General features: G+C 61.1%; 19 protein-coding genes. 11 read left to right on the top strand and 8 right to left on the bottom strand.

Translation table 11 applies throughout. From position 1 onward, the window contains the following. Positions 1-6 precede the first annotated feature (6 nt). Together GTP45_RS03760 and proC are read left to right on the top strand one after the other, a co-directional pair. Positions 7-711 carry a YggS family pyridoxal phosphate-dependent enzyme gene (locus GTP45_RS03760; protein ID WP_161012519.1) on the top strand — a complete coding sequence of 235 codons (705 nt, stop codon included), beginning with the start codon at positions 7-9 and terminating at the stop codon, positions 709-711. 3 nt (positions 712-714) lie between these two features. Further along, positions 715-1536 carry a pyrroline-5-carboxylate reductase gene (proC, locus tag GTP45_RS03755; RefSeq protein WP_161012518.1) on the top strand — a complete coding sequence of 274 codons (822 nt, stop codon included), beginning with the start codon at positions 715-717 and terminating at the stop codon, positions 1534-1536. Here the strand turns inward: proC and GTP45_RS03750 are convergent. Then, entirely contained in the window at positions 1533-2672 is a 1140-nt protein-coding gene (locus tag GTP45_RS03750; RefSeq protein ID WP_229258316.1) for an SO2930 family diheme c-type cytochrome, read from the bottom strand. The two genes, proC and GTP45_RS03750, sit on opposite strands and share 4 nt — an antisense overlap. Then, entirely contained in the window at positions 2669-3931 is a 1263-nt protein-coding gene (locus GTP45_RS03745) for a parallel beta-helix domain-containing protein (RefSeq protein WP_161012517.1), read from the bottom strand. The genes GTP45_RS03750 and GTP45_RS03745 overlap by 4 nt, the downstream gene beginning before the upstream one ends. Positions 3932-4041: 110 nt before the next feature. Here GTP45_RS03745 and GTP45_RS03740 point away from each other — a divergent pair, with 110 nt between their 5' ends. Together GTP45_RS03740 and GTP45_RS03735 are read left to right on the top strand one after the other, a co-directional pair. Then, complete coding sequence (locus GTP45_RS03740) at positions 4042-4272, top strand: addiction module protein (protein ID WP_217363289.1); 231 nt, start codon at positions 4042-4044, stop codon at positions 4270-4272. After that, complete coding sequence (locus tag GTP45_RS03735) at positions 4269-4559, top strand: type II toxin-antitoxin system RelE/ParE family toxin (protein ID WP_161012515.1); 291 nt, start codon at positions 4269-4271, stop codon at positions 4557-4559. The genes GTP45_RS03740 and GTP45_RS03735 overlap by 4 nt, the downstream gene beginning before the upstream one ends. Positions 4560-4564: 5 nt before the next feature. On the opposite strand, the gene GTP45_RS03730 is transcribed toward GTP45_RS03735, so the two are convergent. The 4 genes from GTP45_RS03730 to GTP45_RS03715 all read right to left on the bottom strand — a co-directional run bounded on the left by GTP45_RS03730 (position 4565) and on the right by GTP45_RS03715 (position 7338). Then, positions 4565-5047 (bottom strand): hypothetical protein, encoded by a 483-nt coding sequence (locus tag GTP45_RS03730; protein WP_161012514.1) that lies wholly within the window; start codon positions 5045-5047, stop codon positions 4565-4567. A gap of 81 nt (positions 5048-5128) precedes the next feature. Further along, positions 5129-5467: an ElaB/YgaM/YqjD family protein gene (locus GTP45_RS03725; RefSeq protein ID WP_161012513.1), complete on the bottom strand. Its 339-nt coding sequence runs from the start codon at positions 5465-5467 to the stop codon at positions 5129-5131. Positions 5468-5492: 25 nt separating this feature from the next. Continuing rightward, positions 5493-6347 carry a 4-hydroxybenzoate octaprenyltransferase gene (gene ubiA, locus GTP45_RS03720; protein WP_161012512.1) on the bottom strand — a complete coding sequence of 285 codons (855 nt, stop codon included), beginning with the start codon at positions 6345-6347 and terminating at the stop codon, positions 5493-5495. A gap of 55 nt (positions 6348-6402) precedes the next feature. Beyond that, a complete protein-coding gene (locus GTP45_RS03715) occupies positions 6403-7338 on the bottom strand; it encodes a hydrogen peroxide-inducible genes activator (protein ID WP_161012511.1) in 936 nt (311 codons plus the stop codon). 109 nt (positions 7339-7447) lie between these two features. Here GTP45_RS03715 and GTP45_RS03710 point away from each other — a divergent pair, with 109 nt between their 5' ends. Genes GTP45_RS03710 through GTP45_RS03690 form a run of 5 tightly spaced genes read left to right on the top strand, consistent with a single transcriptional unit; the run spans position 7448 to position 11162 of the window. Continuing rightward, a complete protein-coding gene (locus tag GTP45_RS03710; protein ID WP_161012510.1) occupies positions 7448-8629 on the top strand; it encodes a PilT/PilU family type 4a pilus ATPase in 1182 nt (393 codons plus the stop codon). Between the two features lie 2 nt (positions 8630-8631). After that, complete coding sequence (rfaE2, locus tag GTP45_RS03705) at positions 8632-9111, top strand: D-glycero-beta-D-manno-heptose 1-phosphate adenylyltransferase (RefSeq protein WP_161012509.1); 480 nt, start codon at positions 8632-8634, stop codon at positions 9109-9111. Next, positions 9108-9395, top strand: a complete 288-nt coding sequence (locus GTP45_RS03700) for a hypothetical protein (protein WP_161012508.1) — start codon at positions 9108-9110, stop codon at positions 9393-9395. Before rfaE2 ends, GTP45_RS03700 begins: the two co-directional genes overlap by 4 nt. Next, positions 9392-10129: a helix-turn-helix transcriptional regulator gene (locus tag GTP45_RS03695; protein ID WP_161012507.1), complete on the top strand. Its 738-nt coding sequence runs from the start codon at positions 9392-9394 to the stop codon at positions 10127-10129. The genes GTP45_RS03700 and GTP45_RS03695 overlap by 4 nt, the downstream gene beginning before the upstream one ends. Positions 10130-10187: 58 nt before the next feature. Further along, complete coding sequence (locus GTP45_RS03690) at positions 10188-11162, top strand: DMT family transporter (protein WP_161012506.1); 975 nt, start codon at positions 10188-10190, stop codon at positions 11160-11162. A 16-nt stretch (positions 11163-11178) separates the two neighbouring features. Here GTP45_RS03690 and trmL read toward each other — a convergent pair whose 3' ends face one another. Both trmL and GTP45_RS03680 read right to left on the bottom strand, forming a co-directional pair. Beyond that, positions 11179-11649: a tRNA (uridine(34)/cytosine(34)/5-carboxymethylaminomethyluridine(34)-2'-O)-methyltransferase TrmL gene (gene trmL, locus GTP45_RS03685; protein ID WP_161012505.1), complete on the bottom strand. Its 471-nt coding sequence runs from the start codon at positions 11647-11649 to the stop codon at positions 11179-11181. Positions 11650-11667: 18 nt separating this feature from the next. After that, positions 11668-12540 carry a ComF family protein gene (locus GTP45_RS03680; RefSeq protein WP_161012504.1) on the bottom strand — a complete coding sequence of 291 codons (873 nt, stop codon included), beginning with the start codon at positions 12538-12540 and terminating at the stop codon, positions 11668-11670. A gap of 96 nt (positions 12541-12636) precedes the next feature. Here GTP45_RS03680 and GTP45_RS03675 point away from each other — a divergent pair, with 96 nt between their 5' ends. Next, positions 12637-13560 carry a methyltransferase domain-containing protein gene (locus GTP45_RS03675; protein WP_161012711.1) on the top strand — a complete coding sequence of 308 codons (924 nt, stop codon included), beginning with the start codon at positions 12637-12639 and terminating at the stop codon, positions 13558-13560. 339 nt (positions 13561-13899) lie between these two features. Further along, positions 13900-15123, top strand: a complete 1224-nt coding sequence (gene coxB, locus GTP45_RS03670; protein WP_161012503.1) for a cytochrome c oxidase subunit II — start codon at positions 13900-13902, stop codon at positions 15121-15123. Positions 15124-15130 lie beyond the last annotated feature (7 nt).

The following is a 15130-nucleotide window of genomic DNA, read 5'->3' as shown; positions in this document are numbered from 1 at the left end:
ATGATTATGTCCCTGATCCGCCAGAACTTGCAAGCAATCACCGCGACTATTGTTGCCACAGCCCAAGAATCGGGCCGGCAGCCGGACTCTGTGCAACTGCTGGCCGTGTCCAAGACCTTTGGCCCGGAGGCGGTGCTGGAGGCGGTCGAAGCCGGCCAGCGCGCGTTTGGCGAGAATTACCTGCAAGAGGGATTGGACAAGATCCGCGCCGTGCAGGAGACGGGCGCGCCGGCGCTGGAGTGGCATTTCATCGGCCCGATCCAGAGCAACAAGACGCGCCCGATCGCGGAGAACTTCGCATGGGTGCACACGGTCGAGCGCGAGAAGATTGCGCAGCGGCTGTCCGAGCAGCGGCCGGCCGGCATGGCGCCGCTGCACATCTGTTTGCAGGTGAATATCAGCGGCGAAGCCAGCAAGAGCGGCGTCGCCCCGGAAGAAGTGGCGGAGCTGGCTCACAAGGTCGCGGCGCTGCCGAATCTGACCTTGCGCGGCCTGATGGCGATCCCCGAGCCGGCCGTGGAGTTTGCGCAGCAGCGCGCGGCCTTCGCCCGCCTGCGCGCGTTGTACGAGCAACTGCGGGCCGATGGTCTGGCGCTCGATACGCTGTCGATGGGCATGTCGGCTGACATGCGGGCGGCGATTTTCGAAGGCGCGACCATCGTGCGCGTGGGCAGCGCGATTTTTGGCGCACGAAACTATAACAAGGTTTGAGACATGAAAATAGCATTTATCGGCGGCGGCAATATGGCTGCAGCCTTGATCGCGGGATTGGCCAACAAGTTGACCGACGGCGCGAATATTCACGTGATTGATCCTAACGCGGAGGCGTTGGAGCGTTTGCATAAGCAGTATGGCGTCACCACCTCGCCATCGGCCGACGCGGTGTTATCTGGCGCGGATGTCATCGTGCTGGCAGTCAAACCACAAAACATGCGCGAAGTAAGCGCGCAACTGCTGCCGTTTATCGCTCAAGCCAAGCAGCCGCTGATCGTATCGATTGCCGCCGGCATCCGCAGCGCAGACTTGTCGCGCTGGCTGGGCGGCTATGGCGCCATCGTGCGCTGCATGCCGAATACGCCGGCGCTGATCGGCATGGGCATCACCGGCATGGTGGCGATGGCGGGCGTGAGCGAGGCGCAGATCAAAGCAGCCGACGACATCCTGCGCGCAGTCGGCCCAACCGTCTGGCTCGATGACGAAAGCAACATCGATGCAGTGACCGCCGTATCGGGCAGCGGCCCGGCCTACGTGTTCTACTTCATCGAAGCGATGCAGCAGGCGGCTGAGGAAATGGGCTTGAGCGCGGAGCAGGGCACGCAACTGGCGCTGGCGACCTTTGCTGGTGCGGCGCAACTGGCCAACCGTTCGTCGGAGCCAGTGTCGCTGCTGCGCGAACGCGTCACCTCCAAAGGCGGCACCACCTACGCCGCGCTGACCAGCATGGAAAGCAGCGGCGTCAAAGCCTCCATCATCACTGCTCTCAAAGCCGCCGCCGCCCGCGGCAAAGAGCTCGGAGACGAGCTCGGCGCAGCTTAAGACTTGCTGTCGCAGCCTTCCTTCATGGCTGCGATCCATTCGCGGATCAGGGCCACGCCTTCTTTGTGGACTGAGCCGCGTCCCAGTTCCGGCATCATCACGCCGGGTTCGGCCGAGTTCAATCGATACAGCATGATGGAATCGTCCGGCTTGCCGGGAGCGATGTCGTGGCTGCGGCCGCCGGTGCCTGCGCCGGCGGCGACTGGCGGTTTGCACAGGCCGAGATGCAAGTCGGCCGGTGCGCCAATATTCAGGTGCAGTGCGGTGGTATTGGCTGCGCCTTTGTCGTTGTGGCAGTGGGCGCAGTTGATGTCGAGGTAGGCGCGCGCGCGCGCGTCTACGGTTTGCCTGCTGTCGCTCCAGACGGCGTTGTGCGGCGCGGCCGTGGCAGCATTGGCAGGCAAGCCGTTCAGGTAGCCCACTTTCGCCAGGTATGCCAGCTGGTTGGTGCTGACGCCTTCATACGTGTAGCTGCGGTTCAGGTGGCGCGCTTTCGGGCCGATCGGCTGGAACTGGCGCGACTTCACATCGGCCACGTGGCAGGACGCGCACTGGTTCACGTTCGGCACCACGTAGGTCAGATTGTTGACGCTCTGGTCTTGGTGCACCACTTCCAATGGAATTTGATCGCCGGTGCGCGATAGCACGGCCTCGGTTTGCTCGGCATTCCAGACGTAGGGCAGGGCGATCCAGCCGCCTTCGCGCTTCACCAGCAAACGCGTTTCGATCAGGCGCACTTTGCTGGTATCGAGCTGATCGCCTTCACTGTCGTAATTGGCCAGCACGGTTTTGCCGTCCGCGCCTTTCGGATAGTAGAAGGTTTTGCTGATGATGGTGCCGACCGGGAAGTCGAAGGCGTTGTCAGGGTTGTAGACTGCGCTTTGACCCTTCGGCATCCAGACCGTGCGCAGCTTGTGGGCGTAGTCGGTGAACAGCGGCGTGTTGAGGTCGTATGGCACCACGTCTTTGTTCAGATGGAGCTTGCTGCCGGAGACCGCCATCAAATGCCAGTCGCTGAGTTTTTCCGGGTTGCCTTCGGCGATGAAGCTGACAGGCGGCTGGCTTTGCGTGCAGGCGGTCAGCGCGAGCGCGCACGCCGCCGCCAGCAGCGGACGAGTTACGGTTTTAAACATCATGACTGTGCGGCGAGTTGAGCGATGGTGACAGGTGGCAGTTTGGCCAGTTCGCAGCGGAAGGCCGCGGCGTCCTTGCTCGGGTTTTTGTACTTGTTGGGGCCGTCGGCGTTGAGCACGTCGGCATCCTTTTGCACACAGATGCGATGCTCGGGCGGCAGCGCGCCTTTGACCAACAGCTTGGTGTCGATATAGCCGTCCCACAGCACGTCCGGCAGGTGGCCGCTCAGGCCATACATGGCGATCTTCAGCGCTTTCAGGTCGAAGCCATCGGGCGAATCGCCGCCGCCTTTGAAGCGGTTGCCGTAGACGTAGATCGCTTTTGGATACGGATCGTAGCCAGCGGCCACGCCTTTCTCGGTAAAGTAGCCGGTCGAGTGGTAGCTGGAGATGATGACGTTGGCGGTTTGGTTGTCGGTCACATCGTTATCGAAAATCTCCACCTTGGAGTTGGAGTTGATGACGATGCCGGAACCCGCCGGCACGCTGGCCACAGCGGTGCCGCGCGCAGCAAAGTTACCGAGGTTGTTCTTCTCAACCTTGTTCTTGTACACGCGGGTGCTGTGACCGGCTTGCGACAGGTTAGGCATGTTGAACACCAGGATGCCGCCGGTGTTGTTGGTGGCGACGTTGTCGTAGACATCGGCGTTGACGGTGTTCTCGATCTCGATGCCGGCCACGTTGCCTTCGGCACGCGAGCGGCGCACGATCACGCCGTTCGATTGGCCGACGTAGATGCCGGCGTCGGAGGCGCCGATGGCGACGCTGTCCTCGATCAGCACGTTTCTGGTTTTGACCGGGTAGATGCCGTAAGCGCCGTTGGTCACTTTCGGGCCGCCGGTCCATTGCACCTTGACCTTGCGGACGGTGATGGTGTCGCCATCGTTAATCTTCAGGCCATCGCCCTTGGAATCTTCAATGGTGAGGTTTTCGATGGTGAAGCCGTTACCGTAGACCAGCAAGCCTTCCGGCCCGGTGACTTGGCCCTTGAACGAGAGTACGGTTTTCTCCATGCCGGCGCCGCGTATCGTGACGCCGTCGCCGCGCAGGGTGAGGCCGGAGGTGAGGTGATAAGTGCCGGCCGGGATTTCGATCACGCTGCCGGGCTTGGCGTCCAGCAGCTGCTCTTGCAGCTTCTTCTGGAACGCCGCATCAGCGCTGACCTTTTCCGCCGAAGGGGCGGGGCCATCGGTCTTGGTGCAGGCGCTCAACAGCATGCCCATGGAACCACATAATGCAAGTACGCGTAACGCCTTGTTCATCTGCCAGTCTCCCCAAATTTTGATTTTTATGAATCGAGTATAACAGTATGTTTTGCGCAAGTTGCAAGCTTTCTGTTGCGTGATAGACTGAACTTTCGATGTGGAGGCCCATGATGAAAGTAGATTTATTGGCGCAGGCAAAAGCGTTGCCAGTTGACGACCAAATCGCGCTGGCCGAGGCAATTTGGGATGCGATTGTCGACAGCGAATCGGTGCCGCCACCGACCCAGACGCAACAAGAGGAGCTAAAACGACGTCATCAACGTCACCTGGCAAACCCGAACAACGTTATGTCGCTGGAGGAAGTCACTGCGGCAGTTGAGAACAGTTTGCGCAAATGACTTTGCCGATCACCTTTGATCCGGCAGCGACGGCGGATGTCGTCGATGCGGTTCATTGGTACGAGGGGCAGCGCAAAGGCTTAGGAGCGAGGTTTTACGCCGAGATGACCCGCGTGGTTAAACTGGCTGCGGCGCATCCCCTGCGCTATCCACTCACCCAGTCCGATATCCGTCGCATATCCTTGCACCGGTTTCCCTACTCAATCTATTTTCGTGTCGAGCCTAAGCGGCTCGTTGTGCTGGCGGTTTTCCACGCTCGTAGAAACCCATCGCGGCTGACGCCGTAATTTGTTCAGGCGCTAGTCGTTTTGCAGCGTTTGAGGTCGAGGGCGAGGGCGGCTTCGCGCAGGCGGCCATTGCGGCGCAGGTAGGCGAAGGCGGCGCGGGTGTCGTACATCAGCTGGTAGTGGTAGTAGTTGATTTGCTCCGCGATCACCAGCGCGAGCACGCAGCCGGTCCAGCCCAAGTCCGCGCTGGTGACTGCCGCGCTGCGGCTGGCGACCAACGCCAGCACGGCGCCGATGGCGATCACGTTGGAGTACTTGAATGTGGTGTAGAGCTGCTGGAAGTAAGCGGGAAGGGGCCGGTGCCCGGCGAAGGCTTGCAGCTTCAGCCCCCAGTACAGCGCGCCTTGCAGCAGGATGTAGCTCATCAGCGCGGTCGCCGCGATGCGCAGATCCCACGCCACCGGCTGCTCGGACTTGCGCCAGTCCAGCCAGAAAACCAATGGCAGGAAAAACGCGCAAAACGCCTCGGCATTGCGCAGGTATTTCATTCGAGACTGTATCGCGTGCATGCCCATCTCTCCGCTACTGTTATGCAGCGCAGGATAGCATGTTGGCAATGTTTTGGGACGCTATTTGCGCGCCAGCAGCATGCCGATCACGGCGCCCACGGCAACGCCGATGCCGACGGCTTTCCATGGATTCTCCTGAACGTAGAGGTTGACGCTGTCGGCCACGACGCGGCTGTGGGCGAGGAAGCTGTCTTCCAGTTTGTGCAGGTCGCTCTTGGCGGTGCGCAGGGCGTCGTCAAAGCGCATCCGCGTTTCGCTGGCCTCTGGGGTGTCGGCGCTATCGTCCAGCCACTTCTCGGCTTCGCTGATGATGTGCTGGAGATCGTCCATCAGGCGGTCGCGCACGTTGCCGGCGGCGGCCTGGGCTTCTGCTTTGTCGTTGGGTGGAGTCTGTTCCATGATGATGACCTCGTCTCTATCGTGCTTAGCGCAGTGCATAATCTAGCACTACGCCTGCAAAGATAGCGCCGCCTAGCCAGTTATTATGGCGGAAGGCGTACAGGCAAGGGCCGGGCTCGCGGTTGCGGATCAGGGTGTAGTGGTAGATGGCCAGACCCGCAGCCACCGCCAGTCCAGCCAGGAACCAGGTGCGCAAGCCTTGCTGCCAGCCGCACACCAGGACGATGGACAAGTGCAGCACGTAGCACAGCATGATGATGGCAACGTCGTAGCGGCCAAAGGTAATGGCGGAGGTCTTGATGCCGATCTTCAGGTCATCTTCGCGGTCGGCCATGGCGTACGCGGTATCGTAAGCCAGCGTCCAGAATACGTTCCCGATCAGCAGCATCCACGCCACTGGCGGCACATGGTTATGGATCGCCGCGAACGCCATCGGAATGCCGAAGCCGAAAGCGATGCCCAAATAGGCTTGCGGGATGGCGAAGAAGCGCTTGAAGTACGGGTAGGTGCCGGCAAGGATCACGGCCGCTACCGACATCTGCTTGGTCAGCGCATTCAACGGCAGGATCAGGCAGAAGGCGATCAGGGTCAAGACCAAGGCAATCGCCAGCGCTTCCTTGCCGCTGACACGGCCGCTGGTAATAGGCCGCTCGGCGGTGCGCCTGACGAATTTGTCGATGTCCTGATCGGCGTAGTCGTTAATTGCGCAGCCGGCTGAGCGCATCAGGAACGTGCCGAGCGTGAAGATGAGCAGCAAGTGCCAATCCGGCACGCCGCCGGATGCCATCCACATCGCCGACAGGGTCGGCCACAGCAGCAACACGGTGCCGATAGGTTTGTCTGCCCGGATCAGGCGAAGGTAGAGCTGCAGCTTGGTCATATGCGACGTTGGATAACAGGAAAGCGGTAATTATCGCAAATCCCGGCCAAGCCCGTCATTCGTCGGCGCAGAGGGTAGTAATGCCGGGCAGGTTGCAGGACGCCACCACCTCGCACACGGCATCGATGGCCGCCTTGCGGGTGAAGCTTTTACGCCACACGATCACCACGCGGCGCGACGGCGCCGGTTCGTCGAACGGGCGGAATTGCAGCATGCCTTCCTTGGTGTCCATGTCCGGCACCGAGGCGCGCGGCAGCACGGTCAGGCCGATGCCGCTGGCCACCATGTGACGAATGGTTTCAAGCGAGGAGCCTTCAAAGGTGCGCTGCATGCCATTGCCCGGCGCAGAGAAACGCGCCATCTCGGGACATACTTCCAGTACCTGATCACGGAAGCAGTGTCCGTTACCAAGCAATAGCATATTTTCGGTTTTCAAATCGTCAGCGGGAACGCTCTTGCGCTTGGTCCATGGGTGGGCCGACGGCATGGCGACCACGAACGGTTCGTCATACAACACTTGCATCGCCATACCGTGTTCCGGCAGCGGCAGCGCCATGATGGCGGCATCAAGCTCGCCCTGGCGCAGCATTTCCAGCAGCTTGACGGTGAAGTTCTCTTGCAGGATCAAGGGCATCTGCGGCACTTTGTCGATCATGCCTTTGACCAGCGGCGGCAGCAGATACGGGCCGATGGTATAGATCACGCCAAGGCGCAGCGGGCCGGCCAGCGGATCCTTGTTCTGCTTGGCGAGTTCCTTGATGGCGGCGGTTTGTTCCAGCACGCGCTCGGCCTGGGCAACGATTTGCGCGCCCAGCGGGGTGACCGAGATTTCAGCGCCGCCGCGTTCAAACAGGACGACGCCCAATTCATCTTCGAGTTTCTTGATGGCGACCGAGAGCGTCGGCTGGGCGACGTAACATGCTTCGGCCGCGTGTCCGAAGTGCTTCGCCCTTGCAACGGCGACGATATATTTCAGTTCGGTCAGTGTCATGAAGTTATTTGAACACAGGCGATGCTGGGATGCAATATAGGAACGCCAAGTTGAGCTATTGTAGCGGAATGCTGTCTTTATAATGCAGCGTATTCTTGAAAGGCGATGTATGTCCTCCACATTTGGTCCTGAAGAAGCGCAGGCTTATCTGCACAAGCTGCTCAAGGTGATGCACCACACCGGCGGCTCCGATTTATTCATTTCGGCTGATTTCCCGCCGAGTATGAAATCGCAAGGCGCGATGAAGGCGCTGAGCCAGCAGAAGCTCACCGGCAGCGTGACGCGCGCGCTGGCGCTGTCGATCATGAACGAGAAGCAGCAGGCCGAGTTCGAGTCTGAACTGGAATGCAACTTTGCCATCTCGCTACCGGAGGTGTGCCGCTTCCGCGTCAACGTCTTCGTGCAGCAGCAGAACGTGGCGATGGTGATCCGCACGATTGCGTCCGAGATTCCATCGCTGGAAAAGCTGGCGCTGCCGGAGGTGCTGAAGGACATCATCATGACCAAGCGCGGCCTGGTGCTGGTGGTCGGTGGTACCGGTTCCGGCAAGTCGACCACGCTGGCGGCGATGATCGATTACCGCAACGCCAATTCGGCCGGCCACATCATCACGGTGGAAGATCCGGTCGAGTACGTGCACAAGAATAAGGGCTGCTTGATTACGCACCGCGAGGTCGGCGTCGATACGCGCTCTTGGCATAACGCGCTGAAGAACACGCTGCGGCAAGCGCCGGATGTGATTTTGATCGGCGAGATCCGCGACACCGAAACCATGGAGCACGCGATTGCGTTTGCCGAGACCGGCCACCTGTGCCTTGGCACGCTGCACGCGAATAACGCCAATCAGACCATGGATCGCATCATCAACTTCTTCCCGGAGGAGCGGCGCAACCAGCTGTTGATGGACTTGTCGTCGAACCTGCGGGCGATTGTGTCGCAGCGCTTGATCCGCACCGAGGACGGCAAGGGGCGCAAGGCGGCGATTGAAATCCTGCTCAATACGCCGACGATTGCCGAGATGATCTTCAAGGGGAACTTCCAGGCGATCAAGGAAATCATGCACAAGTCGCGCGAGCTTGGCATGTGCACTTTCGACCAAGCGCTGTATGAACTTTATAATAAGGGCTATATCGCCTACGAAGAAGCGCTGCGTAATGCCGATTCGGCCAATGGCCTGCGCTTGCAGATCAAGCTGCACGGCGGCCGGCCGGAGCCGGGCGAGGGCGGTAGCGCGTTTGGTGCCTTAAGCATCGAAGAAGAAAAAACTGAAGACGAAGAACCTAAGACTTAACTATGCCTCAATTTGAAGACAAGATTTGTACCCGCGCCGAATTGGCTGCGCGCGTGGCGGCGCTGCCGAAGCCGGTGGTGCTGACCAACGGCGTGTTCGATATTCTGCATCGCGGCCATGTGACCTATCTGGCGCAGGCGCGCGCGCTGGGCGCGTCGCTGGTGGTGGCGGCCAATACCGATGCGTCGGTCAAGCGGCTGGGCAAGGGCGATGATAGGCCGCTGAACAATTGCGGCGATCGCATGGCGGTGCTGGCGGCGCTGGAGTCGGTCAGCCTGGTGGTGGACTTTGACGAGGACACTGCGCTGGAAGTGGTGCAGGAAGCGCGTCCAGAAATCTACGCCAAGGGCGGCGATTACCAGATGGATGCTATCCCGGAAGGCAAAGCGGTGATCGCTTACGGCGGCGAGGCGGTGGCGATCGACTTCGAGCATGACCGCTCGACGACCAAGTTGCTGGCCAAGGTGCGGTCGTTCAAATGAGGATCATCCTGATCTTGGTGGCGGTGTTGGCGTTCCTGCTGGCGTTGTGGGGGCCGCCGCTGATGGTCGCGCGCAAATATTGGCTGCGTCAGAATCCGTGGGCCTTCCGCAATTTGCGCTTTGTGCTGCCGGCGCAGCTGGTGACGGCGGTCGTGCTGGCGTTTGCGGCCGAGTTTTCAGGTTTGCGGAATCCGGCTGCCATCATGGCCGGGACTACTGTGCTGGTCGGCTTACTGGGCGCGGGCTTGCTGGCGCTGCTGGCCGTGTGGGGCGCGCGGCGATGAGCGCGACCGAAATCGATTTGCGCAGCTACGACGATCCGTTCTCGGATGCGCACGATTTCGCTCAGATGGTTTTACCGTTGCGCGGCAAGCTGACCTTGGACATCAATGGTCAAGGCGACTTGCTGCATCCGCTGCGGGCCGCCTTCATTGCACCGGGGCTGGTGCATACGCAGTTTTCTCACGAGCCCAACGCCTCATTGATTTTGGATTTTGATTTGGCTGCCGTGCCTGACGAGACGGCGGGCTTGCTGGCGGCGCGGCCGTTTGCGCCGGTTAGTGCGGCCACCGCCAAGCTGATCGATTTCATGGGCCTGCTGCAGGAGCAGGGCGCGGCCAGCGCCGGCGTGCTGGCGAATTGGACGCCGTTGCTGCTGGAATCGGTGACCAGGCAGCCGTTGCGCCCTGCATCGCGCCTGCAAGCGGCGCTGACGCAGTTTGAAGCGGCGCCCGGCCGCGCGTGGAATACCGAGAGCATGGCGCAAGTGGCTTGCTTGAGCGTGAGCCGTCTGCATCGCGTGTTCCGCGAGGAGTTGGATACCACGCCGCTGGCTTGGCTGAATGCGATGCGTCTGCGCTTCGTGTGCCGGCAGTTGGTGGAATCATCGTTGCCGATTGCGCAGTTGTCCATCTTGGCCGGCTACGCCGATCAAAGCGCGCTGACGCATGCGATGCGGCGCGCCATGGATATCACGCCGCTGGCGTATCGACAGCAGAATCAGACAAAAATGCGCTAGTCCTGCACAATCTTTAATGGCCGCGTGCCGCCACACTGTCTCCCGAAAGGAGACTGTTATGTGGTATGGCGTTTTGTGCGGCCTGGCGGCCGGTGCCTTCTGGGGCATGATTTTTGTTATGCCGCGCTGGCTGGCGGAGTTCTCGCCGGTGGAGCTGGCGCTGGGGCGCTATCTGGCGTATGGCTTGATTACCCTGGTGCTGATGATGCCGCGTTTGAGCGGCCTGCTGCGCCGGCTAACGCGCGACGATTGCCGGGTGCTGCTGCGGCATGCGCTGGCGGGGAATATCGTCTACTACTTGCTGCTATCGACTGGCGTGCAGTTGGCCGGTGTGGCGGCGGCCTCCCTGATTATCGGCTTGCTACCGTTGAGCGTGACCTTGCTGGGACGGCGCGATCATGGCGCGCTGCCATTGCGCCAGTTGGTTTGGCCGCTGGCGCTGGTGGTGGCGGGGATTGTGTGTATCAACGTTGACGTGTTCACGCATGCCGCCGCGCGGCAGGCGGCGTGGACGCAGGTCGCACTGGGCATGCTGTGTGCGTTTGGTGCGCTGCTGTGCTGGACTTGGTACGCGGTGGACAACGCGCGCTTCCTCAAGCGCAATCCGCATTTCAGTGGCGCGGCGTGGTCGGGCTTGTATGGCTTGAGTACCGGCGTGGTGGCGTTGCTGATGGCGGTTGTGGCTTATGCATGCGGCTGGGCCGGCGGGCCGGGCGAGAGTGGCGCCGTGCGCGATTGGCTGCGTTTCTGGAGCGTGGTGTCGATAGTCGCGCTGGGCGCGTCGGTGATCGGTAATCAGCTGTGGAATATTGCGAGCCGGCGCGTGCCGGTGACCCTGTCGGGGCAGCTACTGCTATTCGAAACCTTGTTCGGGCTGCTGTACGGTTTCTTGTATCAGCACCAAGCGCCTCGCCCGTTGGAGCTGATGGCGATTGTGCTGCTGATTGCCGGTGTGTCGGGCTCGGTGTGGCTGCATGCGCGCCCGCAATTCAGGGTCAGCTCTGTCATTCGGACACGCGCACAGGATCTTTGAGCTGCCTCAATACGTTTCAGGCGCCGCCGGCGTAGCCGTTTTGGCGCCACGCTTCGAACACAACCACAGCGACCGTGTTGGACAGGTTCATGCTGCGGTTGTCCGGGCGCATCGGCAGGCGGATGCGCTGGGCTGGTGGGAAGCTTTCGCGTAGCGCTACCGGCAGGCCGGCGGTTTCGGAGCCGAATACGAACACGTCGCCCGGCTGGAAGACGCATTGGCCGAACGGTGAGCTGCCGTGCGTGGTCATCGCGTACATGCGGCTTTGGTCGGGCTGGACTTCGGCCAGGAACGCTTCCCAGTTCCTGTGCACTTTCATGCGCGCGTACTCGTGGTAATCGAGGCCGGCTCGCTTGAGCTTGGAGTCTTCCAGCGGGAAGCCCAGCGGCTCGATCAGGTGCAGCTGCGCGCCGGTGTTGGCGCACAGGCGGATGACGTTGCCGGTGTTCGGCGGGATTTCTGGGTGAACCAAGACTACGTGGAACATGCTGTTTTCCTTTTTAAATCAATTCGGCGGCGTACGGGCAAACACCAGGTTGCTCACTTGCGCCGCGCCGTGGCGCTTTAGCGTTGCCGCCAGTTCGTTCAAGGTGCGGCCGCTGGTCATCACGTCATCGACGACGCCGATGTGGCGGCCTGCCACCAGTGCGGCGTCCGGCACGGCAAAGGCGCCGGCGATGTTTTGCCGGCGCTGCTCGGGCGCGACGCTGCTCTGGGCCGCGGTTTCGTGGACTCGCACCACCAGTTGCGCGTGCAGGGCGACGCCCATGCTGCGCGCCAGCGGTCTGGCGATTTCCAGTGCCTGGTTGTAGCCGCGCTCGGCCAGCCTGCGCGGCCCCAGCGGCACCGGGCACAGCAGGGCGGGCAGCGTGTAGTCCGGTTGGGACAGCACGGCGTCGCGCAGCAAGCGGGCGCACAGCGGGGCCAGCGCCAAGCGGTGGCCGAATTTTAGCTGCAACACCAGCTGGTCGACCGGCAAGGCATAATCGGCAGCGACCAGCGTGCGGTCAAACGCTGGTGGGCTGGCGAGGCAGCTGCCGCACAGCTGACCGCCGAGGCCGTGTGCGATTGGCAGAACTGACCCCGACTTTCCCTGCGGCCCACCGCCGAGCTCGTGTCCGAATGACAGAGCTGACCCTGAATGCTCAGGCTGCGGGGTTCCCGGTAGCGGGTTGGCGCAGCGGGGGCAGCGGGCGATGGCGGCGGCGGGACCGAAGAACTGGGCGTTGCAGCCGGGGCAAAGCGCGTCGATGCTGGTGCCGCCGCATAGGGCGCAGTCGTTCGGCAGCAGCAGCGCCAGCAACGCACCGGCGCTGCGGCGGAGCAGTTCGCGCAGCCCGGCTGGGCGTGTTGCCGTTCGATTTATCTTGCCATTCATGCCACGCTCCCGCTATGAAAACCGGCCCGGCCGTCGTCGCGATGGCGTGCAACCATGTACACTGCCGACATTATCGCATTACAACGACTCTTCACCATGCAAGTCCCTGCTAATCCCCCTAAACTCAGCGCCCCGATCGACCTCGAACGCGTGCGCAAGCTGTTTTCCCGCCCTGAACGCATCGCGCCCGCCGATTTCCTGCGCCGTGAAGTATCTTCGCGCATGTTCGATCGGCTGGAATTGATTAAAATAGCGCCTCAGCGCGTTTTGGACGCCGGTTGCGGAACCGGCGCCGATTTGCCCTTGTTGCAAAAATCGTATCCCGCCGCCCAGATTCTCGGTTTGGACGCCGCCGAAGCCATGCTGCACGCCGCCCAGGCGCCGGGCCCCAGGTCTTCCTCGCTGAATCAGCTGATCAGCAAGTTGCTGCCGTCGAAAAGTGGCGTCGACCTGCTGTGCGGCGATTTTGCCGAGCTGCCGCTGGGCCCGAACTCGCTGGACCTCGTGTGGTCTAACCTGGCTTTGCACTGGCACCCGCAGCCGGACCGCGTGTTTGCCGAGTGGCGCCGCGTGCTGCGCGTGAATAGCTTGCTGATGTTTTCCACCTTCGGCCCGGACTCGCTGCGCGAGCTGCGCCATGCGTTTGCCGAAGCCGACCTCGCGCCGCATGTGTTGCCTTTCGTCGATATGCACGATTTCGGCGATCAGCTGGTTGAAGCCGGTTTTTCCACCCCGGTTTTGGACATGGAAACCATCACGGTGACCTATGAAACGCCACAAGCGTTGCTGGCAGACGTACGCGCACTGGGCGGTAATCCGCTGACAACGTTGCGCCGCAGCATGATGGGCAAGGCCGCCTGGCAGCGCATGCTGGAGTCGCTGGAACGCGGTCGTCGTTCCGATGGGAAACTCGGCCTGACCTTTGAAGTTATCTACGGTCACGCCTTCCGGCCTGCCCCGAAGGTGACTTCCAAGGGCGAAGCCATTATCCGTTTTGATCCGCCGCGCAAGCCGCGCTAAGAGTGGATTTCATGTTGCCATGCGGCGTAAGGCCGCTGGCAACACGATAGTTGTGAAATCGATTATTTGTTGATGTGCATCGTTTTTGTTCTATATAATCATTCACTAATTTTGCCAGCATGTCACGTCGCCAGCTATAAACCCGCGACCCCCGGCGAAATCAGGTTACATCGAGCACGAACGAGCAGTTGAATTAAGCAGAATCGAGCGCCAGGGTTGTTCCTCAGCAGTACGAACAGGCCGGCGTGAGTTGTTTAAGGAGCGTCGCCGGTTCAGTTCACCGATAGCCGGTAAGACGTTAAAAAAATTATTTTAATTTCTTGGGCAGTTGGGGAAAACATGAAACATGCGAAGCGACTTCAAGCGTTGATGCTCGGACTGTCGATGCTGGCAGCAGGATTGCCGGCGTGGGCAGCTGAGACCGCAGCAAGCACTGGCACCTACGCCGCAGCCACCGGCGGCACCGGCGGACCAATCGCCAATGAACTGAACCTGCAACCTCCCGCCACCCAAATCGCCACCGAAGTTTATAGCCTGCATAACTGGATGATGGGCGTCTGCCTTGTCATCTTCATCGCAGTGTTTGGCGTGATGTTCTATTCCATCTTCAAGCACCGCAAGTCGCTGGGCCACAAGCCGGCCACTTTCCACGAATCGACCGCCGTTGAAGTCGCGTGGACTATCGTGCCGTTCCTGATCGTGATCGGGATGGCGCTGCCTGCCACCCGCACCGTGGTCGGCATGAAGGACACCTCCAACGCCGACATCACCATCAAGGTCACCGGCATGCAGTGGAAGTGGGGCTACGATTACCTCAAGGGCGAAGGCGAGGGCATCAGCTTCCTGTCCACCCTGTCCACCCCGCGCGCGCAAGTGGGCGCACCGGGCTTCGAGCCAACTGAGAAGCGCGGCGACAACTACCTGATGGAAGTCGACAACGAGGTTGTCGTGCCAGTCCACCGCAAAATCCGCCTTATCACCACCGCCAATGACGTGATCCACTCGTGGTCGATCCCGGCCTTCGCCGTCAAGCAAGACGCGATTCCGGGCTTCGTGCGCGACACCTGGTTCAAGGCCGAACACACCGGCACCTTCCGCGGCTACTGCTCGGAACTGTGCGGCAAGGAGCACGCCTTCATGCCTATCGTGGTGCGTGTGGTAACCGATGCCGAGTACAAGACCTGGGTCGACGGCAAGAAGAAAGAAATGGCCGCATTGGCCGATGATCCAAACAAGGTCTGGACCATCGACGAACTGAAAACCAAGGGCGAAAAAGTCTACAACACCAACTGCGTGGTTTGCCACCAGGCCAACGGCAAGGGTGTGCCGGCTGCCTTCGCGCCGCTCGATGGTTCGGAAGCTGTGAATGGTCCTAAGGCCGAACAAATCAACGTTCTGCTGCACGGTAAGAAGAGCGGGAAATATCCTGCCGAAATGCCAGCTTGGAAGCAACTGTCGGATACGGATATCGCGGCTGTGATTACTTACACCCGCAATAGCTGGTCGAACAAGGCCGCCGAGAACATCGTTCAACCAGCCGAAGTCCTGGCTGCCCGTAAGTAATCAGGAG

It is taken from the genome of Duganella rivi (genome assembly GCF_009857435.1).
Classification (GTDB): domain Bacteria; phylum Pseudomonadota; class Gammaproteobacteria; order Burkholderiales; family Burkholderiaceae_D; genus Rugamonas; species Rugamonas rivi.
This window is presented reverse-complemented; position numbering and strand designations above follow the sequence as displayed.